Annotated in this window: 18 protein-coding genes; 7 read left to right on the top strand and 11 right to left on the bottom strand. The window is 66.6% G+C overall.

Annotated elements, in window-relative coordinates:
* Nucleotides 1–15: 15 nt before the first annotated feature.
* Nucleotides 16–600: a protein-S-isoprenylcysteine O-methyltransferase gene (locus tag MUB46_RS00090; RefSeq protein WP_261613821.1), complete on the bottom strand. Its 585-nt coding sequence runs from the start codon at nt 598–600 to the stop codon at nt 16–18.
* Nucleotides 597–1,841, bottom strand: coding sequence for a hypothetical protein (locus MUB46_RS00085; protein WP_261613820.1), 1,245 nt, complete (start codon nt 1,839–1,841; stop codon nt 597–599). The genes MUB46_RS00090 and MUB46_RS00085 overlap by 4 nt, the downstream gene beginning before the upstream one ends.
* Before the next feature lie 226 nt (nt 1,842–2,067).
* On the opposite strand from MUB46_RS00085, the gene MUB46_RS00080 reads away from it, so the two are divergent.
* The gene (locus MUB46_RS00080) at nt 2,068–2,736 is read left to right on the top strand and encodes an RBBP9/YdeN family alpha/beta hydrolase (protein WP_261613819.1); all 669 of its coding nucleotides are present in this window, start codon (nt 2,068–2,070) and stop codon (nt 2,734–2,736) included.
* 75 nt (nt 2,737–2,811) lie between these two features.
* On the opposite strand, the gene MUB46_RS00075 is transcribed toward MUB46_RS00080, so the two are convergent.
* From MUB46_RS00075 to MUB46_RS00055, 5 genes are all read right to left on the bottom strand, one after another.
* Entirely contained in the window at nt 2,812–4,512 is a 1,701-nt protein-coding gene (locus MUB46_RS00075; protein WP_261613818.1) for a TadE/TadG family type IV pilus assembly protein, read from the bottom strand.
* 219 nt (nt 4,513–4,731) lie between these two features.
* Complete coding sequence (dxs, locus tag MUB46_RS00070) at nt 4,732–6,651, bottom strand: 1-deoxy-D-xylulose-5-phosphate synthase (RefSeq protein ID WP_261613817.1); 1,920 nt, start codon at nt 6,649–6,651, stop codon at nt 4,732–4,734.
* Between the two features lie 150 nt (nt 6,652–6,801).
* Nucleotides 6,802–7,128, bottom strand: a complete 327-nt coding sequence (locus MUB46_RS00065; RefSeq protein ID WP_261613816.1) for a hypothetical protein — start codon at nt 7,126–7,128, stop codon at nt 6,802–6,804.
* Nucleotides 7,129–7,165: 37 nt separating this feature from the next.
* Nucleotides 7,166–7,861 (bottom strand): L,D-transpeptidase, encoded by a 696-nt coding sequence (locus MUB46_RS00060; protein ID WP_425256210.1) that lies wholly within the window; start codon nt 7,859–7,861, stop codon nt 7,166–7,168.
* Between the two features lie 43 nt (nt 7,862–7,904).
* Nucleotides 7,905–8,867 carry an ABC transporter substrate-binding protein gene (locus MUB46_RS00055; RefSeq protein ID WP_261613814.1) on the bottom strand — a complete coding sequence of 321 codons (963 nt, stop codon included), beginning with the start codon at nt 8,865–8,867 and terminating at the stop codon, nt 7,905–7,907.
* Between the two features lie 210 nt (nt 8,868–9,077).
* Here MUB46_RS00055 and MUB46_RS00050 point away from each other — a divergent pair, with 210 nt between their 5' ends.
* Together MUB46_RS00050 and MUB46_RS00045 are read left to right on the top strand one after the other, a co-directional pair.
* Nucleotides 9,078–9,578, top strand: coding sequence for a sigma-70 family RNA polymerase sigma factor (locus MUB46_RS00050; protein WP_261613813.1), 501 nt, complete (start codon nt 9,078–9,080; stop codon nt 9,576–9,578).
* Complete coding sequence (locus tag MUB46_RS00045) at nt 9,575–10,450, top strand: anti-sigma factor family protein (RefSeq protein WP_261613812.1); 876 nt, start codon at nt 9,575–9,577, stop codon at nt 10,448–10,450. Before MUB46_RS00050 ends, MUB46_RS00045 begins: the two co-directional genes overlap by 4 nt.
* A gap of 73 nt (nt 10,451–10,523) precedes the next feature.
* Here the strand turns inward: MUB46_RS00045 and MUB46_RS00040 are convergent, their stop codons facing one another.
* Nucleotides 10,524–11,540, bottom strand: a complete 1,017-nt coding sequence (locus tag MUB46_RS00040; protein WP_261613811.1) for a J domain-containing protein — start codon at nt 11,538–11,540, stop codon at nt 10,524–10,526.
* 111 nt (nt 11,541–11,651) lie between these two features.
* The gene (locus MUB46_RS00035; RefSeq protein WP_261613810.1) at nt 11,652–12,035 is read right to left on the bottom strand and encodes an RT0821/Lpp0805 family surface protein; all 384 of its coding nucleotides are present in this window, start codon (nt 12,033–12,035) and stop codon (nt 11,652–11,654) included.
* A 195-nt stretch (nt 12,036–12,230) separates the two neighbouring features.
* Here MUB46_RS00035 and pdxH point away from each other — a divergent pair, with 195 nt between their 5' ends.
* The 4 genes from pdxH (at nt 12,231) to MUB46_RS00015 (ending at nt 15,051) form a co-directional block, all read left to right on the top strand.
* Nucleotides 12,231–12,857 carry a pyridoxamine 5'-phosphate oxidase gene (pdxH, locus tag MUB46_RS00030; RefSeq protein WP_261614420.1) on the top strand — a complete coding sequence of 209 codons (627 nt, stop codon included), beginning with the start codon at nt 12,231–12,233 and terminating at the stop codon, nt 12,855–12,857.
* Between the two features lie 24 nt (nt 12,858–12,881).
* On the top strand, nt 12,882–13,634 hold the full coding sequence (locus MUB46_RS00025; protein ID WP_261613809.1) for an SDR family NAD(P)-dependent oxidoreductase: 753 nt from the start codon (nt 12,882–12,884) through the stop codon (nt 13,632–13,634).
* Nucleotides 13,635–13,738: 104 nt separating this feature from the next.
* On the top strand, nt 13,739–14,203 hold the full coding sequence (locus MUB46_RS00020) for a hypothetical protein (RefSeq protein ID WP_261613808.1): 465 nt from the start codon (nt 13,739–13,741) through the stop codon (nt 14,201–14,203).
* Nucleotides 14,200–15,051 (top strand): FG-GAP repeat domain-containing protein, encoded by an 852-nt coding sequence (locus tag MUB46_RS00015; RefSeq protein ID WP_261613807.1) that lies wholly within the window; start codon nt 14,200–14,202, stop codon nt 15,049–15,051. The genes MUB46_RS00020 and MUB46_RS00015 overlap by 4 nt, the downstream gene beginning before the upstream one ends.
* A 114-nt stretch (nt 15,052–15,165) precedes the next feature.
* On the opposite strand, the gene MUB46_RS00010 is transcribed toward MUB46_RS00015, so the two are convergent.
* Nucleotides 15,166–15,360 carry a hypothetical protein gene (locus MUB46_RS00010; RefSeq protein WP_261613806.1) on the bottom strand — a complete coding sequence of 65 codons (195 nt, stop codon included), beginning with the start codon at nt 15,358–15,360 and terminating at the stop codon, nt 15,166–15,168.
* A 353-nt stretch (nt 15,361–15,713) separates the two neighbouring features.
* On the bottom strand, nt 15,714–16,601 hold the full coding sequence (locus tag MUB46_RS00005) for a metallophosphoesterase (protein WP_425256203.1): 888 nt from the start codon (nt 16,599–16,601) through the stop codon (nt 15,714–15,716).
* Nucleotides 16,602–16,725 lie beyond the last annotated feature (124 nt).

Below are 16,725 nucleotides of genomic sequence, written 5' to 3'. Positions count from 1 at the left end.
GATCCCTTCAGCTGATCAGTAAATCCACGGGACGAGCCGCTTCGTCCGCTCGCTGTAGCGGCGATAGTCGTCGCCGAAGGTTTCCAGCATCATCGCTTCCTCGCGTTTGATGCGGAACAGATAGAGCGTACCGAATCCGGCGAGCCCCGACAGGCCCGCGATCCAGTTGGGCAGCAGGAACGCCTGCGCCAGGGCCCACAGGAAGAAGGCGGTGTACATCGGATGGCGCACATAGGCGTAGACGCCCTGCGTGATCAGCCGATGTGCCTCGCGCACCTTGAGTGTCACCGACCAGTTGCGGCCGAGATCGCGATGCGTGCGGTAGAACAGATAGAGCGAGCCGGCGAAAAGGGCGGTCCCGATCCAACCCTGCGCCGGGCTGAAGCCGTAGTCCGCGACCCCGCCGAAGCCGAACAGGACGTAGACGAAGGGCACGACGCCGAGGCCGGTCGCCGAGATCGTCATCAACAGAAGCTCGACCCGGTCGGCCCGGTCGCGGCTGACGGCGGTCCGTCGCGAGCGGCGTTCGTGCGGGTACCGGATCACGTACCAGCCCACGGCCCCGACCACCCAGATGATTTCGGCGATGTCCGGGGTCATGGTGCCGGCCTCACGGTCCTGGAATCGCTCGCGGGGCCCTCCGCGTTCGGAAGATAACGGCCGTCTTCGGCGAAGTTGTCGATCGAGGCGGTCATGTCGTCGATGCGCGCAGCCTGGGTCATCGGCCCGCAGCAGGCCATGAAGAAGTCATAGTGGTAGCGTGCCCCGTTGCCCATGACGAACTGGCGGTGTAGCCGCAGGAAATTACCCTTGAAGAGCTTGTAGGACGCCTCGCCCAGCATCGATCGGATCCTGGCTGTGCGGATCACGGGCGCGCGCGGCGCCTTCAGCCCGAGAACCTTGCCCGGGTCGGTCCGGTAGAAATTGAGCGGATCAACCAGCGCGGTGTAGTCGATCCAGGCGATGTCGACGGCGTTCAGTACGCGCTCGATCGACCGGCGCAGGCCGCGCGCGGCCGGGTGCAGCGCGACCTTCAGAAGAGACGAGCCGACGGTCATCAGCGTGATCGGCGGCCCCGCCCTGGCGAGACCGGGATCGCGCTTCAGCGCCGCCGACAGCGTCTCCGCCGCCAGCACCGCGCCGAGACTGTGCCCGACGATGAGCACCTCGTCGGCATCGGTCTCCCGGACGGTTCTGCCGAAGTCCTCGGCGAAGACCCGGAGCCGCGCGCGGTAGCTGCGCCGCCGCCCCCAGGCGATGGCGCTGGCAAAGCTCCAGTCGTTCAGCATGTAGCGATAGCGCAGCCTGTCGCCGGGCCATCGCGCCAGCCCCCAGAAGATGGCGATGCCGAGCACTATGCCCGCGAACCACGGCATCGGCACGCCAAGCCTGGAGATACCGTAGACGATCGACGCGGCGATGGCGGCAAACAGCACCGACAGCGCGAACGGGTAGAAGGAAAACAGCCAGTATCGCCAGGCGACGACGATGTAGCGAAGGGCGGTGCCGGTCACGATGAAGTCGGCGAGGGCGAGGATGCCGGCGGGGATCGCGCGCCAGTCGGGCCGGGCGAAGTCCTCCTCGATCAGATCGTTCCAGGAATAGTAGCGAAGCTCGGTCTCGACGCGCCAGTTCGGCCCCTGTGCGACCACCGGCCAAACCTGAACAGCGGGATCGGAGTGGACAATCGGCTCTCCGACGGTCGTCGCGAAATTCCAGGTACGATCGAATCGTCCGATCTCCCGGGCGAACCGGTTATACTGCCCACTCGCCGAAACGTGCTCGTATCCGCCAAGGAATATGACGCAGCGTTTGCTGACGGTGTCGGAGGTCGCTGCCATGGCTTCGCAAACTAACGTGGGTTACCGGGCCCAATCGATAAATGCCGAACCGGACTGGCGCAATCGTTCACGTACCGCGAAAGGAAAGTGCTGGGGCCAAGGCATGCGGGATCGAATCGCTGACGGTCACGTTAAAAATAGACGGGCCCCATGTGCACCGGGTACTGCTCGCCGAGTCGGGTAGGAGACTGACTATACCGGGTGTCCAACGTCGGAGCGACTGAACATGTTGCTTGGTATCCTGAAATCTCCGTTGCCGGCAACCGTGTTGGCCGTCGGTCTCGCATTTGGCGCGGTCGCACCGCTTCCGAATACGGCGGCGGCCGGGGCGACACAGACGCAACCGCGGATGGCCAAGGCCAGCGACCGCACCGGGGAGGTCTATCTGTTCCGCGGAATCCTGAACGTGTTTTCGCAGGGAATGGACAGGCTCGGCGCGCGTCTTCGAGACCAGGGGTTTCAGGTCAGGGTGCTGAACCACTCGAGCTGGAGCACGGTGGCCGCAGAGATCGCCGCGCGTCGAAAGGACGTCCGCAACCCCGAGCCGGTGTTCCTGATCGGTCATTCGCTCGGCGCCGACGCGGTGATCCTTGTCGCCGAGCGGCTGAAGGATCATGAAATTCCCGTCGCACTGGCCGTGACATTCGATCCGGTCCATCCGCGGCCGGCACCGGCCAACATCCGGCGTTGCGTGAATTTCTTTCAATCGGACAACGGCTTCGGAGCTGCCATCAAGCCCGGCCCCGGCTTTCGATCCGCTCTCGTCAATATGGACCTGAAGGATCGAAGGGATCTCGGCCATGTCAGCCTGGACAAGGCCAGCTTCCTTCACGACAAGGTCATCACCGAGATGATGCGGCTGTCACGGCCGATCCGGCGCGGGAGTGCAGGTTGACCTGCCTCGATCGGTTTTGACAGCGCCCCACACCGCCTTTCGACGGCGCGGGGTGCTGGGGCTACCGGATATAGTCTATCGTTCGAGGCGAAGTTTGCTGAGGTCGTAGGCGATCTCGGCGAATACCGTCTCCAGCTCGCTGGGCGAGGGGTTGTCGAAGTACAGGTTCGGGCTTGTCGCGCAATCGCGGAACAGGGTCTGCAGGCTCTGCGATTTCAGGTCGAACAGGATCGTGTAAACCCGAATTTCCTTGTCCTTCACCGCCCGGCAGATTTCCGCGACCTTGTTGTCGACCTCGTCGGCCGCGCGCAGGTGATGCGTCGTGCCGAGCCGGTTGCGAGAGAGATAGTTGTACGGATTGTAGTCCGAATAGTTCAGGTTGTTCGACTGTTTTGAGACGATGTTCTCGCCGTCCGACAGGAGCACGATGGCCTTTAGCGTGTCCTTCTCTTCGTAGCCGACACCCTCGGTGAAGGGCACGGACGGTGAAAGCACCCGCCAGCCCCAGACCAGGCCTTGCGCGATATTCGTGCCCGATCCGCTCCAGTGCGACATGTCGGCGATATCGCTTTGCAGCGCCTGCGTGTCGTTGGTCAGCGGAAGGATCGGCTGGCCGCAGGACTTGTTGGGGCCGGTTGTCTCCGGTGGCGTATCGTCGATATCGGCATTGAAGCCGTTGTACTTGCCGGTGAAGAGCTGGCGCTCGTCGTTGCCGGCGATCTGGTCGGCCAGATAGTCGTTGTGGAAGTTCGACGAAAGATCGGGTTCGTCCGGCCAGAACCACGGCACCCAGAGAGTATCCGGGTTGGCGCTGCTCGGAGGCGTATCGTTCGTGTCATAGGGTTCGGGACGCGCTTCCACGCAGCCTTTCCAATCGACGTTCGGCATGCCTTCGAACAGTTTGAAATGATTGGCCGGGAGGGGTTCGGGGCCTGAGCCGCCGCTGGTGCCGCCGCCGTCGTCACCGCCACCGGATCCGCCGCCGCCGCCCCAGCCGCCGCCCCACCAGCCGACGCCGCCGGATCCACCACCGGATCCACCGCCACCGGATCCGCCGCTGCCCCAGCCGCCGTTGCCGCCGCTGTAGCCGTTCCCGTCGCCGTTGCTGGTGAGCGTTTCGTCGAAGTTGATGCCGTGATAACGCGACTGGCCCTTCTCATCCATCCAGGTCGAGGAGAACTTGCCCGGCGCCTTGATGTTCACCCCGGTAACGAAGGGAACGAGAGCGATCTTGACCCGCTCTGCGGCACGCTCGCCTTCATACATGATATCGACCAGGGACGAGGCGGCGGCGCGCAACGCTTCCATCTTGCCCTTGCTGCCCATCGAGCCGGTATTGTCGAGGACGAGGGCCAGTTCGACCTTTTTCTGTTCCCGAACCACCGCGCTCGACGTGTCGAAGCTGACCAGCTCGATGCCGAGCAGACCCATCAGGGTCGTCGGCAGGCTGCCGGCGAGATCGGCGGAGATACGGCTGCCGGACTGCTTGAAACCGGTGATGGTCCAGGTGCCCTGAAAGCCGAGTTTCTCCAGTTGCGCGTCGATAAACGACTTCAGGAACTGCTGGGCAGCGGCGTCGCCGCGCGGCGGCGAACTGCCTAGCGCCAACAGCGCGGCGTCGAGCGACGAGAGCAGCTGTGCGCGCGCCGAAGTCGTGCGCTTGTAGTCGATTGCGGCGCCTATCATTGCGACGATGGGGAGAAGCACCATCGCGAAGATGATCGCGACATTGCCCCGACGGTCGTGCAGAAATCTGCGGCTTAACGACGTGAACACGGTTGTTGCCTCACTGCTCCCAGATTTGGAAGCAAGATAGGTACGTCGTCTCAACGGGGGACTAATCGGTCCTGTCGATTTGATTTCAAATTGATCTATCGGGCTTTACGCTACCGGGCCCGTCGCGCACTGTGCCGATAGTGTCGTTTGAGCACGCAATGCTTGCCTTTCCGGCCGTCGCGAAACGCCGGACTATCGTCAACGGGACAGGAGAGGAACTCAGGCCAGCCGGGTCGTTTCGCTGGCTGCGTCGCGGCCGAGCGCTTCAAGGGCCTTCGCGACGATGCCCTGCGCATCGAGTCCGGCCTTGGCGTACATCGCGGCCGGACTGTCCTGATCGATGAAGGTATCGGGCAGCACCATCGCCCGTACCTTCAGCCCCCGGTCGAGCTGTCCGTCCTCTGCAAGGAACTGCAGGACATGACTGCCGAATCCGCCGATCGAGCCTTCTTCCACGGTAATCAGCACTTCGTGGTTGTTGGCCAGCTGGCGGATCAGGGCGTGATCCAGCGGTTTGGCGAAACGGGCGTCGGCCACGGTCGCCGGCAGGCCGTAGGAGCCAAGCTCGTCTGCCGCCTTCAGCGCCTCGCCAAGGCGCGTGCCCAGCGACAGGATCGCCACCTTGCCGCCTTCGCGCAAAATCCGGCCCTTGCCGATCTCGAGCGGCACGCCGGCCGCGGGCATCTCCGCGCCGACGCCTTCGCCCCGCGGGTAACGCAAGGCCGAGGGGCGGTCGTCGATTGTGACCGCGGTCGCCACCATGTGCTTCAGTTCCGCCTCGTCGGCCGCCGCCATGATGACGAAGCCGGGCAGGCAGCCGAGATAGGCGACATCGAAGGCGCCGGCGTGGGTCGGCCCGTCGGCACCCACCAGGCCTGCGCGATCGATGGCGAAGCGGACCGGCAGCGACTGGATCGCCACATCGTGGACGACCTGGTCGTAGCCGCGCTGCAGGAACGTCGAGTAGATCGCCGCGAACGGCTTGTAGCCTTCCGTCGATAGCCCCGCCGCGAAGGTGACGCCGTGCTGTTCGGCGATGCCGACGTCAAAGGTGCGGTCCGGGAACGCCTTGCCGAAAAGGTCCAGGCCGGTGCCGGACGGCATCGCCGCGGTAATGGCACATATCTTGTCGTCCTTGCGCGCCTCCTCGACCAGGCTTTCGGCGAAGACCTTGGTGTAGCTCGGCGCCTTGGCCGCGCCCTTGGCCTGCTCGCCGGTGACGACGTTGAAGCGGGAGACGCCGTGATACTTGTCGTCGGACTTCTCGGCCGGCTCGTAGCCCTTGCCCTTCTTGGTGACGACGTGGACGAGGATCGGTCCCTCCTCGGCGTCGCGCACGTTCTTCAGGACCGGCAGCAGATGGTCGAAATTGTGCCCGTCGATCGGACCGACATAGTAGAAGCCAAGTTCCTCGAACAAGGTTCCGCCGGTCACGAAGCCGCGCATGTGCTCGACCCAGCGGGTGATGAACCGGTCGACCTGCTTGGGCAGGTGCGAGGTCAGCTTTTTGCCGCGCCGCCGGATCGTCATGTAGGTATGGCCGGTGATCGAGCGGGCCAGATAGGCGCTCATCGCCCCCACCGGCGGGGCGATCGACATGTCGTTGTCGTTGAGGATGACGATCAGGCGCTTGTCCATGGCGCCGGCGTTGTTCATGGCCTCGTAGGCCATGCCGGCCGACATCGCCCCGTCGCCGATCACGGCGATGACGTTGTTGTCGCGCCCGCCGAGGTCGCGCGCCACCGCCATGCCCAGGCCCGCCGAGATCGAGGTCGACGAATGCGCGGTGCCGAACGGGTCGTATTCGCTTTCCGCCCGCTTGGTGAAGCCGGACAGGCCGCCGCCCTGCCGCAGCGTGCGGATGCGGTCGCGCCGCCCGGTGAGGATCTTGTGCGGATAGGCCTGGTGGCCGACGTCCCACACCAGCCGGTCGTCGGGCGTGTTGAACACGTAGTGCAGCGCCACCGTCAGCTCGATGACGCCGAGCCCCGCGCCCAGATGCCCGCCGGTTACCGAAACCGCGTCGACCATCTCCTTGCGCAGTTCGTCGGCCAGCTGGGTCAGCTGCGACTCATCGAGCCTGCGCAGGTCTTCCGGCAGGTGGACTGTGTCGAGCAACGGCGTGTTCGGAGACGTCATGACAGCGAAGGGGTCCGGTGTTGAATGGGGTCCGTTGAGGTTACGCCAGGACCCCAAGCGTTACACCAGCTTTATATAGGGTGCCAAGGCCGCAACGTCCGAAACCGGGCTTGCCCGTGGCGAACGGTCGCGATCCGGGTCGCCGGAACGTCAGGCGTCGACCACCGTGACCAGCGTTCCGCTCTCGTCGATGGTGCAGCGGGCCCGCTTGCCGGCGACGTCGAGCTCGACGTCGTAGCTGCTCTGGCCGGACCGGGCGGAGGACACCGGGAGTATCTTCTCCGCCGGCGTCGAATAGACGTTCGCCGCTTCCGCCGCGCACAGAAGCTGCAGGTCGGCCGGCGCGGTCTCCACCGCGGCCCGCACGCTGTTCGCCTGCGGTGCGGCGACCTGCTGTCCCTGCGAGCAACCGAGGCTCAACAAGGCGACGCCGGCGAGCGCGATCCACGCCCCGGCCCTGGGATAGGCTTCGTTCATGCTGGTTTCTCCCCCCGCGCTGTCCGGTTATGGCGCCTCAGACGCCCTTGTAGAGAGCCGCGCCCTGCATCAGGACGATGACCTTCGCGCCGACCTCGACGCGCCCGTATAGGTCGATGATGTCGTCGTTGTTGAGGCGGATGCAGCCGGACGACACGTTGAGGCCGATCGACCAGGGTTCCGTGGTGCCGTGGATGCGATAGATTGAATCCCGGTTCCCCTCGTAGAGATAGAGCGCCCTGGGGCCCAACGGATTGTCGGGGCCGCCGGGCATGCCGTTGGCGTACTGCGCGGCCTTGGGATCGCGCGCCACCATCTCCGCCGGCGGCGTCCACACCGGCCATTCCGCCTTGCGCCCGACATTGACGATGCCCGCCCAGCCGAAGCCCTCGCGGCCCACGCCGATGCCGTAGCGCACGGCCTGGAAGTCGGGCAGCACCAGGTACAGGAAGTGCTTGTCGCCGTCGATGACGATGGTGCCGGGCTTCTCGGCGGTGCGGAAGGTGACGATCTTGCGCTGGAAGGCGGCCGGCGTCTGGCCATGGCGCTGAAAATACAGGATCGCCCGGCGCGGATCGTAGTCTTCCCATTTGCGGGTATCGGGATTGTAGATCTGCGTATTGACGTTGAGCGCGGCCGCCGATCCCGCCGCGAACACCAGCCCGGCCAGGGCGTAGCGGCCGGCCCGCGCCCCAAAGATGCGCGTCCGGAGGAGTCGCGAAAGAAGCCCCATCCGCTTGGTCGTCCCCTTGGTCGTCCCCTGCATATGCCACTCCCTACTGCTTGGCCGCGTTACGCCAGCCGGAAATCCGGTCCTCGTTCTGCGCGATCCATTCCGCCGCGAAATCGTCCGGGTCGCGCCGCTCCACGATCAGGGCGTAGGTCATCTCCGACACCGTATCGACGTCGAGCCGGATCGCGTCGAGAAACGCGGCGACGTCGGGCCGCTCCTGCGCCAGCTTGGCGGAATAGTTGATGTGGAAGAAGGACGGCGGCCAGGCGACGGCGGCGCTCGACTTCTCCAGCCAGTCCGGGTCCTGTTCCGGAGTCACGACGGTCCACTTGCGCGGGTCGTAGGCCGGCTCGTCCAGAAACACGATATCGTGCAGTTCGAAGGTGTGATGCGGCTCGTAGCAGAAGAACACGAGCGGCTTGTCGGAGGCCATCGCCGCGTCGATCGCGGTCACCGCCACCTCTTCATCGGCTTCGAGCAGGTCCATGGTCTGGTCGTAGCCGTAGCTGCGCGCACGAATTCTCTCGATCCGAGTCGACGACCAGTCCGGCGCCCCGATCCAGATCTCGCCCTTGCCGTTGCCGTCGGTGTCGAACAGGGCTGCTTTCTCCGGGTCGGCGAGGTCGGTGACAGACCGGATGCCGCGTTCGCGGGTCGCCTGCGTCACGCAGATGCCCTGCCGGGCGGGCACGCCCTTCGGGCTCATGACCACGGACTTGCGTCGCAGAACGTACTCGGCGTTGAGGGCGGTGTGGTTGGGTAGCCAGACTTCGGGATGAACATCCTCGGTTCCGGCATCCATGGCCGCGAAGATCGCTTCGTTGGTGCCCTCCGCGAGGTCGACGTCGAGATCGAACTCGTCTTTGAGAAGCGCCCCCAGCATATGGGCGGTGACGGTTGCCGACGACCAGTCGGGCACCCCGATGACGACGTCGGAGGCCGCTGCCGAGCCGGTCCACGAGGCCAGCAGTGCCGAAACCGCGAGTAGTTTCCTCAACCTGTTCATCCGTCCCGTACCCCGAAGACGATGGTCACCCCATGATCGCGACGCTCCGCGCTTACCGTGCGAAAGCATCCCCGCAGCGCTATCTTAGTTAAACGGTTCAAGAGTTCGCAGTGAAATATTTTGCGGAATAAACACCAAGTCGTCGGTGTTCACATTCGCGTGAAGTCTGGCTGACGGCCGGGAATCCCGGCGAAAGGAGCGGGAGCGGGCGTGTCGAGCGACGCATTCAAGGCGGACGTGGCGGCGCAGGCGCCGTCGCTCAGGCGCTATGCGCTGGCGCTCACCCGCGACCGCGACCTCGCCGATGATCTTGTTCAGGACACGCTGGCGCGGGCGTTTTCGCGCGAACACCTGTGGCGCGGCGGTTCCCTGCGGGCCTGGTTGTTCACCATTCTGACCAACCTAGACCGCAACCGGCGCAGGGCGCTGGCGGCGAGGCCGGGGACCGACGAGTTCGACGAGCGCCGGTTCGGCACGCCGGCGGGCGATGCGCTGGCCCGGCGCGCCATCGAGCGCGGTGTCGCCGCGCTGCCGGCGGAGCAGCGCGAGGTCCTGCTGCTCGTTGCGCTCGAAGGTCTGAGCTACCGCGAGGTGGCGCAGGTGCAGGATGTTCCGATCGGTACGGTGATGTCGCGGCTGTCGCGCGCCCGCGCGGCGCTCAGGGTGGCGCTCGAGGGCGGGCCCCGGCCGCAATTGAGGAGAGTGAAGTGACGGACGAGAAGACCGTCTCGGAGGACATGCTGCACGCCTATGTCGACGGCGCCTTGGCGCCCGAGGACGTCGCGCGTGTCGAGGCCTGGCTGGCGGGCCATCCCGAGGAGGCCGCTGCCGTTGCCGCCTGGCTCCGTCAGAATGCGCTGATCCGCGCGGTATTCGCCCCGGAAAAGGGCAGCCCGGCAGAAGGCAGACCGGAGGAGGGCGCTCGAGAGGCGCGCGCCCCCGACGCCGTCGCCCGGGAGAGGGAAGCGGACGTCGACGCCCTTTCGCCGGATGCGGCCGACACCGGCCCGGTTCCGGCCGCGGGCCGCCCGCGTTGGCGCATGGCGATTGCCGCGTCGATCGCGACCTTCGCCATCGGCCTGGGCGCGGGCATCGGCATCGGTACATACGCGCCTGGCCTACGCCCCGAGGCGCCGACGATCGCCGCCCAGGCCGAGACGGCCTACCGCGTCTACACCGTCGAGAAGCGCCATCCCGTCGAGGTCGGCCCGGACGAACGCGAGCATCTGGTCAAGTGGCTGTCGAACCGGCTCGAGACCCGGCTCGCCTTGCCGGATCTCGAAGCGGAAGGCCTGACGCTGGTGGGAGGCCGGCTGACGACGGGCGGTCGCGGCCCCGCGGCCCTGTTCATGTTCGAAGCCGGCAATGGCGACCGCTACACCGTCTACGTGACCCGGGCGGCGCGTGCGGACGAAACGGCGTTCCGTTTCGACCTGAACGGCGATATCGGCGCGTGCTACTGGCTCGACAGGGGCGTGGCGGTGGTCGTCAACGGACCGGCCGATCGCGATCGCCTGCAGGCGATCGCCAACCGGGTCTACGACGCCTACGAGGGCGCGCGCGACACCGATCACGCAGGGTGATCGACATCCCTGGAATGGACATTCTGGGAATGGACTTCCGGAGTAGGGATCTTCGGGGGCGTGTAAACGCCGCCTACTTGCGCGGGTCGTAGGGCTTGCCTTCGCGCCACGCCGTCATCAGCGCCTCGAGATCCGGGTCGGGCGTCTCCGGCAACACGATGCGCAACGTCACGTAAAGGTCGCCGTGGCCGTGCCCATCGGTATGGCCCGGCTTCGGCAGGCCCTTGCCCTTCAGCCGCAGCGTCCGGCCGCCCGACGAGTTCGGCGGGATCTTCAGCTCCACGGCTCCGCCGAGCGTTGGCACGCGCACGATCCCGCCCAGCACCGCCTCGTAGAGCGACACGGGCAATTCTTGCCTGAGATCGTGACCGTCGACCTTGAACAGGGGATGCGGCTTGATCTTGACGGTGACGAGGGCGTCTCCGTCCTTTCCGCCGAACTGGCCCGGATGGCCCTGGCCGCGCAGGCGGATCTGCTTGCCATCCTCGATACCCGCGGGGATCTTGACGTCGACGTCCTTGCCGCTTGGCAGCCGCACCCGGCGCGTCGCGCCTGTGGCCGCGTCGGCTAGGTCGATCGAAACCGCCAGCGTGACGTCCTCGCCCTTGGTGCCGCGCCGCGCGCGCTGGCGCGTTCCCGCGCCGCCCATTCCGGGGCCCCCCATTCCGGCACCACCCATTCCCGGGCCAAAACCGCCGCGGCCGCCTCCGCCCATGCCGAAGATCTCGCTGAGCAGGTCGTCGGGATCGATGCCGCCCGCGCCCGTACCGCCGGGCCCGCCGCTCGTATAGCTCCAGCTGAAGCCGCCCGGGCCGCGACGCGCCCCGCCGCCGGGGTGGACACCCTCGAAACCGGCGAAGCGCGGATTGCCGTCCGCGTCGATTTCGCCGCGGTCGAACTGGGCCCGCTTGTCCGTGTCGTTCAGGAGGTCATAGGCCGCCGTTGCCTCGGAAAAGCGTTCCTTGGCCTTCGGATCGTCGGCATTGGTGTCGGGATGGTATTGCTTGGCGAGCTTGCGATACGCCTTCTTGATCTCGCCGGCGCTCGCCGAGCGGGACACGCCAAGAATCTCGTAAGGATCACGCGCCATCTATCGCTACCGGGGATTCGGACATTGGAAGAATTTATTCCCATGCCATGTGGGGATTTATAGCGAAAACGCAAGCCCTGCGAATGGCCCGGGGGCCAGACGACCAGTCCGTCAGCGCCCGTCGCCGATCGGCTTCACGTTCCAACCGCCGCCGTCGCGCTGGCACGCCTTGGCGGCGATGGCCTGTTCCCGGGCATAGGCGATCGCGGTGATGGCGAGTCGGCGGCAGACGGCGCCGTCGTCGTCGAAGAAGGCATCGACGGCGGTCACGGTGCCCTCCATTTGCAGTTCCTCGCCGGCTGCGGGGCTCTTCCAGGCGAAGGCTTCGCCATCCTCGCCGTTTTCGGCTGCCGAGACCAGCGCCGCCTTCAGCGCGGCCCAGGCCCTGGTTCCCACGCGCTCCTCCACGCCGTCGTCGACCACCTCGGTGGGGACCGATCCGGTGATTTCGAGCGGCTCGTTGCTCTCAGTGAGTGATGCCAGGGGCAACTCCACGGGAAGCGAGCACGCCGCGGACAGGCTTGCGGCCAGCGCAATGGCTGCGATGCGTGCGAAGGCCGCGTTTCGGAGACGGCGGGATCCGCTTGATCTCGTCAAGCAGGGGTTCGTCCGATATATCGATTTACCAGGCATTGATGCCGAAACGCCATTTTGCAGCCGGCAAGAGCCGGCGGGAGTGCGATCTTGGTTATGGATTCGACCGTGGAAGGGTTAAATTCCGGTAACGCTGCCGATGTCGGCGAGCCGTTCAAGCGCTTCGGCGAATGGCTGGCGGAGGCCGAAAAGAGCGAACCCAACGATCCGACCGCCGTGGCGCTGGCGACCGTCGACGAAGACGGCCTGCCCAACGTGCGCATGGTGCTGATGCGCGGTTACGACGAGGCCGGGTTCGTGTTCTTCACCAATTTCGAAAGTGCCAAGGGGCGCGAGATCCTGTCGGCCGGCAAGGCGGCGATGGGGTTTCACTGGAAGAGCCTGCGCCGCCAGGTGCGCGTTCGCGGCCCGGTCGAGACGGTTTCGGACGAGGAAGCCGACGCGTATTTCACCTCGCGTCCGCGCGGCAGCCGAATCGGTGCCTGGGCGTCGCAGCAGTCGCGACCGCTGGAAAGCCGGATGGCGCTGGAGAAGGCGGTGGCGCGCTATACCGCGAAGTTCGGCGTCAGCGAGATCCCGCGTCCGGCCTATTGGTCCGGCTTCCGCATTCGCCCCGTCGAGATCGAATTCTGGCGCGACGGCGCGTTCCGCCTGCACGATCGGCACGTCTACCGTCGCCCCGCGCCCGAGGGGCCGTGGTCCGTTGACCGGCTCTATCCGTAGCCAAGGGCGCCAGAGGAAACCGACATGACGCTATCCAACGAACCGCGCAAGACACTGATCCTGACCGGCGCCAGCCGCGGTATCGGCCACGCAACGGTGAAGCGCTTCTCGTCCGCCGGCTGGCGGGTGATCACCTGTTCGCGCCATTCCTTCCCCGAGGATTGCCCCTGGGAGGCCGGCCCCGAGGACCACATCCAGGTGGATCTCGCCGACCAGCACAACACCGTCGCGGCGATCGCCGAGATGAAGGAGCGTCTGAAGGCCGACGGCTCGCGCCTGAATGCGCTCGTCAACAACGCGGCCATATCGCCGAAGCAGGCCGGCGGCGGCCGCATGGGCACGCTCGACACAGACGCCGACGACTGGAAGACGGTGTTCAACGTCAATTTCTTCGCGCCGATCATGCTGGCGCGCGGCCTTTTGGACGAGCTCACCGCGGCGCGGGGGGCGGTCCTCAACGTGACCTCCATCGCCGGTAGCCGCGTCCACCCCTTCGCCGGCTCCGCCTATGCCACGTCGAAGGCGGCGCTCGCCGCGCTTACCCGCGAGATGGCGAACGATTTCGGCCCGCTCGGCGTGCGCGTCAACGCGATCGCGCCCGGCGAGATCGATACGTCGATCCTTTCGCCCGGCACCGAGAAGATCGTCGAGCAGATCCCGATGCGCCGTCTCGGCACGCCCGAGGAGGTCGCGAAGATCATCTATGTCCTGTGCACCGAGACCTCGTCCTACGTGAATGGCGCCGAGATCCACATCAACGGCGGCCAGCACGTGTGACGCACGGTCGTTCGCGTCACACGAAGCTTTGACTGGCGTGCGGCGCTGGTTTTCCGGCAGAAAACCCTGAGCCGTGGAAGCGGCCCGATAAAGGGGGGCTGCCGTTGCTGTTGCCGATCGATGTCATCGCCCTGGCCGTCGCGCTCGGCGCTCTGGCGGGCAAGTCGCCGGCGTCGCGGTGGCTTGCGCTCGCCCTGCCGGTGCCGCTCATTGTCGCCATAGCGGCCTCGATCCGGGCGATCTCCTTGCCGTGGTGGGGGGCTCCGGCCGCTGCGCTTGGAGTTGGCGTGGTCGTTTATTCCGGTGCGCGGCCCGGCGGTCTGGTGAGCCAGCTCGTCATCGCCGTGAGCGCCTTCATCCTCGGGCTGGCGTTCGGGCCGTCGCTCTTTGCGTCCGATTGGCGCTCGGGGGCCTTTTTCCTTCTGCTCCTCGCGCTTGCCGCCCCGATGCTTCTCACGCTGTGGGCCTCCCTGCGCGGTGGAGCGTGGGCCTGTCAGACCGACCGGCTGCTCGGCGGCCTCTGCGCCTTCGCCGGCGCCGCGCTTTTGATCCTGGGGAGGGCGGTATGACGCGCCGCCTGGCCCCCGTCGCGGCTCTGGCGGCGCTCCTGGCGGGCGCCGCAACAGTCTATGCCCAGGCGGCCCACGCCCAGGCGCGCCTGCCCGACGGCGGCACCGCGCGGGCCGGCGGTTCGGGCGTCGTCGAGGCCCACTATGTCGCGCCGACGGCTCGCTACGCGCACGGCGTGCTCGGCGACGCGATCGAGGCCGGCGGCCTTGCGGTGCGCGACGCGGCGGGCCGGCGGCATGTCCTCATGCTGTCCGGGGACTCCGTCTTCGAGGACATCACGCCCCGGCTCGCCGATCTCGACGGCGACGGCGGTGCCGAAGTGATCGCGGTGCGCAGCTATCTCGCGCGCGGCTCGGCGCTGGCGGTGTACGGGATGCGCGGGGATGCGTTCGTGCACATCGCCGAGACGGCGCCGATCGGCCGGCCGGGGCGCTGGCTCAATCCGGCGGCGATCGCCGACCTCACCGGCGACGGCCGGCTCGAGGTCGCCATCGTCCGGACGCCGCATATCGGCGGGCGGCTCGAGGTCTGGCGGCTGCGGGCCGGCGGCCTGTCCCGTCTCGCCGCGCTGGACGGTTTTTCCAACCACGTTATCGGCTCGCGGACCCTGGGCCTTGCCGCGGTCGGCGACGTCGATGGCGACGGCGTCGCCGATCTCGTCCTGCCGGATGCGCGCCGCACCGCGCTGGTGGCCGTCACGCTTGCCGGCGGTCGCGCGCGGATCATCGGCCGGGCCGCGATGCCGGCGCCGGTCGTCGGGACGGTGTCGATTTCGGGGGAGCGCGTCTCGGCCAGCCTGGCCGGCGGCCGACGCGGCACGGTCTCGTTCGCGGCCTTCCGCGATTGACCATCCCGGGACTGGCCATCGCCGGGACTGATCATCGCCGGCGCGATCGGCCATCGCCTTCGCGGGCGTCCCGTCACCGGGGCGCCCGATACGCGAACCTACTCGACGGCGACCTCAGTCGGTCGCGAACTCGGTCTCCACGAACGGGAAGCAGCAAGGCTCCGTTTCCCGTTCGCGACGGTCGTGATCGTGGGGCTTGCACATCTGCGCGGCAGCGACCGCGTTGATGCCGATACCGCACCAGTTCGCTTCCGCGAGCGGTTTCGATTGTCCTTCGACCGGGTCTTCTGACGAATTCCTGGGCATCATGATCACTCTCTATGCACCGCTGTCTCCATGAGCGCGGCATATCGTGAGAGACTGTGGCGTATCTACGGCGATCGCAATCCGATATTCGGACTGAAAGGCCGAGTTTGCGACATCTGTTGCGCGTTCACGACAGTTCGACAACGGAGTCGCGACGCAGATGACGCCGAAACCACAATCCATTCGTCAATTGCAGCGCTCAAAAGGTTAACGCCCGATAAATCGCGGCGTTGCGGGCGCGACGGATTGACGCGCAGTCCGGGACAAAGCCCCGCCCGAAGGCTAAGGCGCAAGCCACAGGTTCCGAACGGCGCCGGTCTCCGCCATTCGGACAGGGATCATCCGAAAAAGTAATGTCAGGCTTCGGCGGCCGAGCGCAGCGTCACCAGGGTGATCTCCGGCGGCACGCCGAAACGCACCGGCAGGATCGAGCACCCCAGCCCGCCGGAGACGACCATGTGCCGGTCGTCCTCGACGATATGGCCGTAGGCGAAGCGCTGGCCGTAGGCCGACGGCACCACGGGGCTGCCGATCCCCGGCAGGCGGATCTGGCCGCCGTGGGTGTGCCCTGCAAGCGTCAGCGCCACCCGGTCGGGAACGTTGACGAAGATGTCCGGCTCGTGGGCAAGCAGGATCACCGGCGCGTCGTCATGGACCAGATCGAGCGTGCCGGGCAGGTCGTCGACGCCACGGAATCCGCTGTCGGTGCGATGGGCGATCTGGTCGCCGATTCCGGCGAACCAGAATTCGCGCCGGCGGTTCTTCAGACGGATCGCGTCGTTTTCGAACAGCGGAATGCCGGCGCGCGACAGGCCGAAGCGCACGGCATCGACATCGGTCCACCAGTCGTGATTCCCGAGCACCGCATGCACGCCGAGCGGCGCGCGCAGGCGCGACAGAGGGATCGCCCATTCCTCCGGCTCGATTGCACGGGTGCGAAAATTGCGCAGACCCGCCGCGAAATCGCCGAGTATGACGATCGCATCGGGTTCGTGTTTCATGGTGCGCGCCACGATCTGCTCGATGCGGTTCACCGACATCCACGGCTCGCAGGCGTGCAGGTCGGAGAGGATCGCGATGCGGATCGGCGGGTGCCGCGCCGGCCAGGCAGGGCTGCGCACGGTGTGTTTTGCAACGACCAGCCGGAAGCCGGGCTCGATCGCGAAAGCGTAGCTCGACAGTCCGACGCCGGCGGCGGCGGTGGTTCCGGCGCCGATCAGCAATTGCCTGCGGGTCATCCGCATGCAGAAACCTCCATCGACCAGCCCCCGGTCGGCGGGTCCATATCATGAAATGCCGGACTGAAATCGACCCTTAGCGCCACAGGATTAACGGGCGGTTGGGCGGATGTGTGGCCGGCCGGCGAAT

The organism is Microbaculum marinisediminis (assembly GCF_025397915.1).
Lineage (GTDB): Bacteria > Pseudomonadota > Alphaproteobacteria > Rhizobiales > Tepidamorphaceae > Microbaculum > Microbaculum marinisediminis.
Note: the sequence above shows the minus strand (reverse complement) of the source record. Positions and strands in the feature narration are given on the sequence as shown.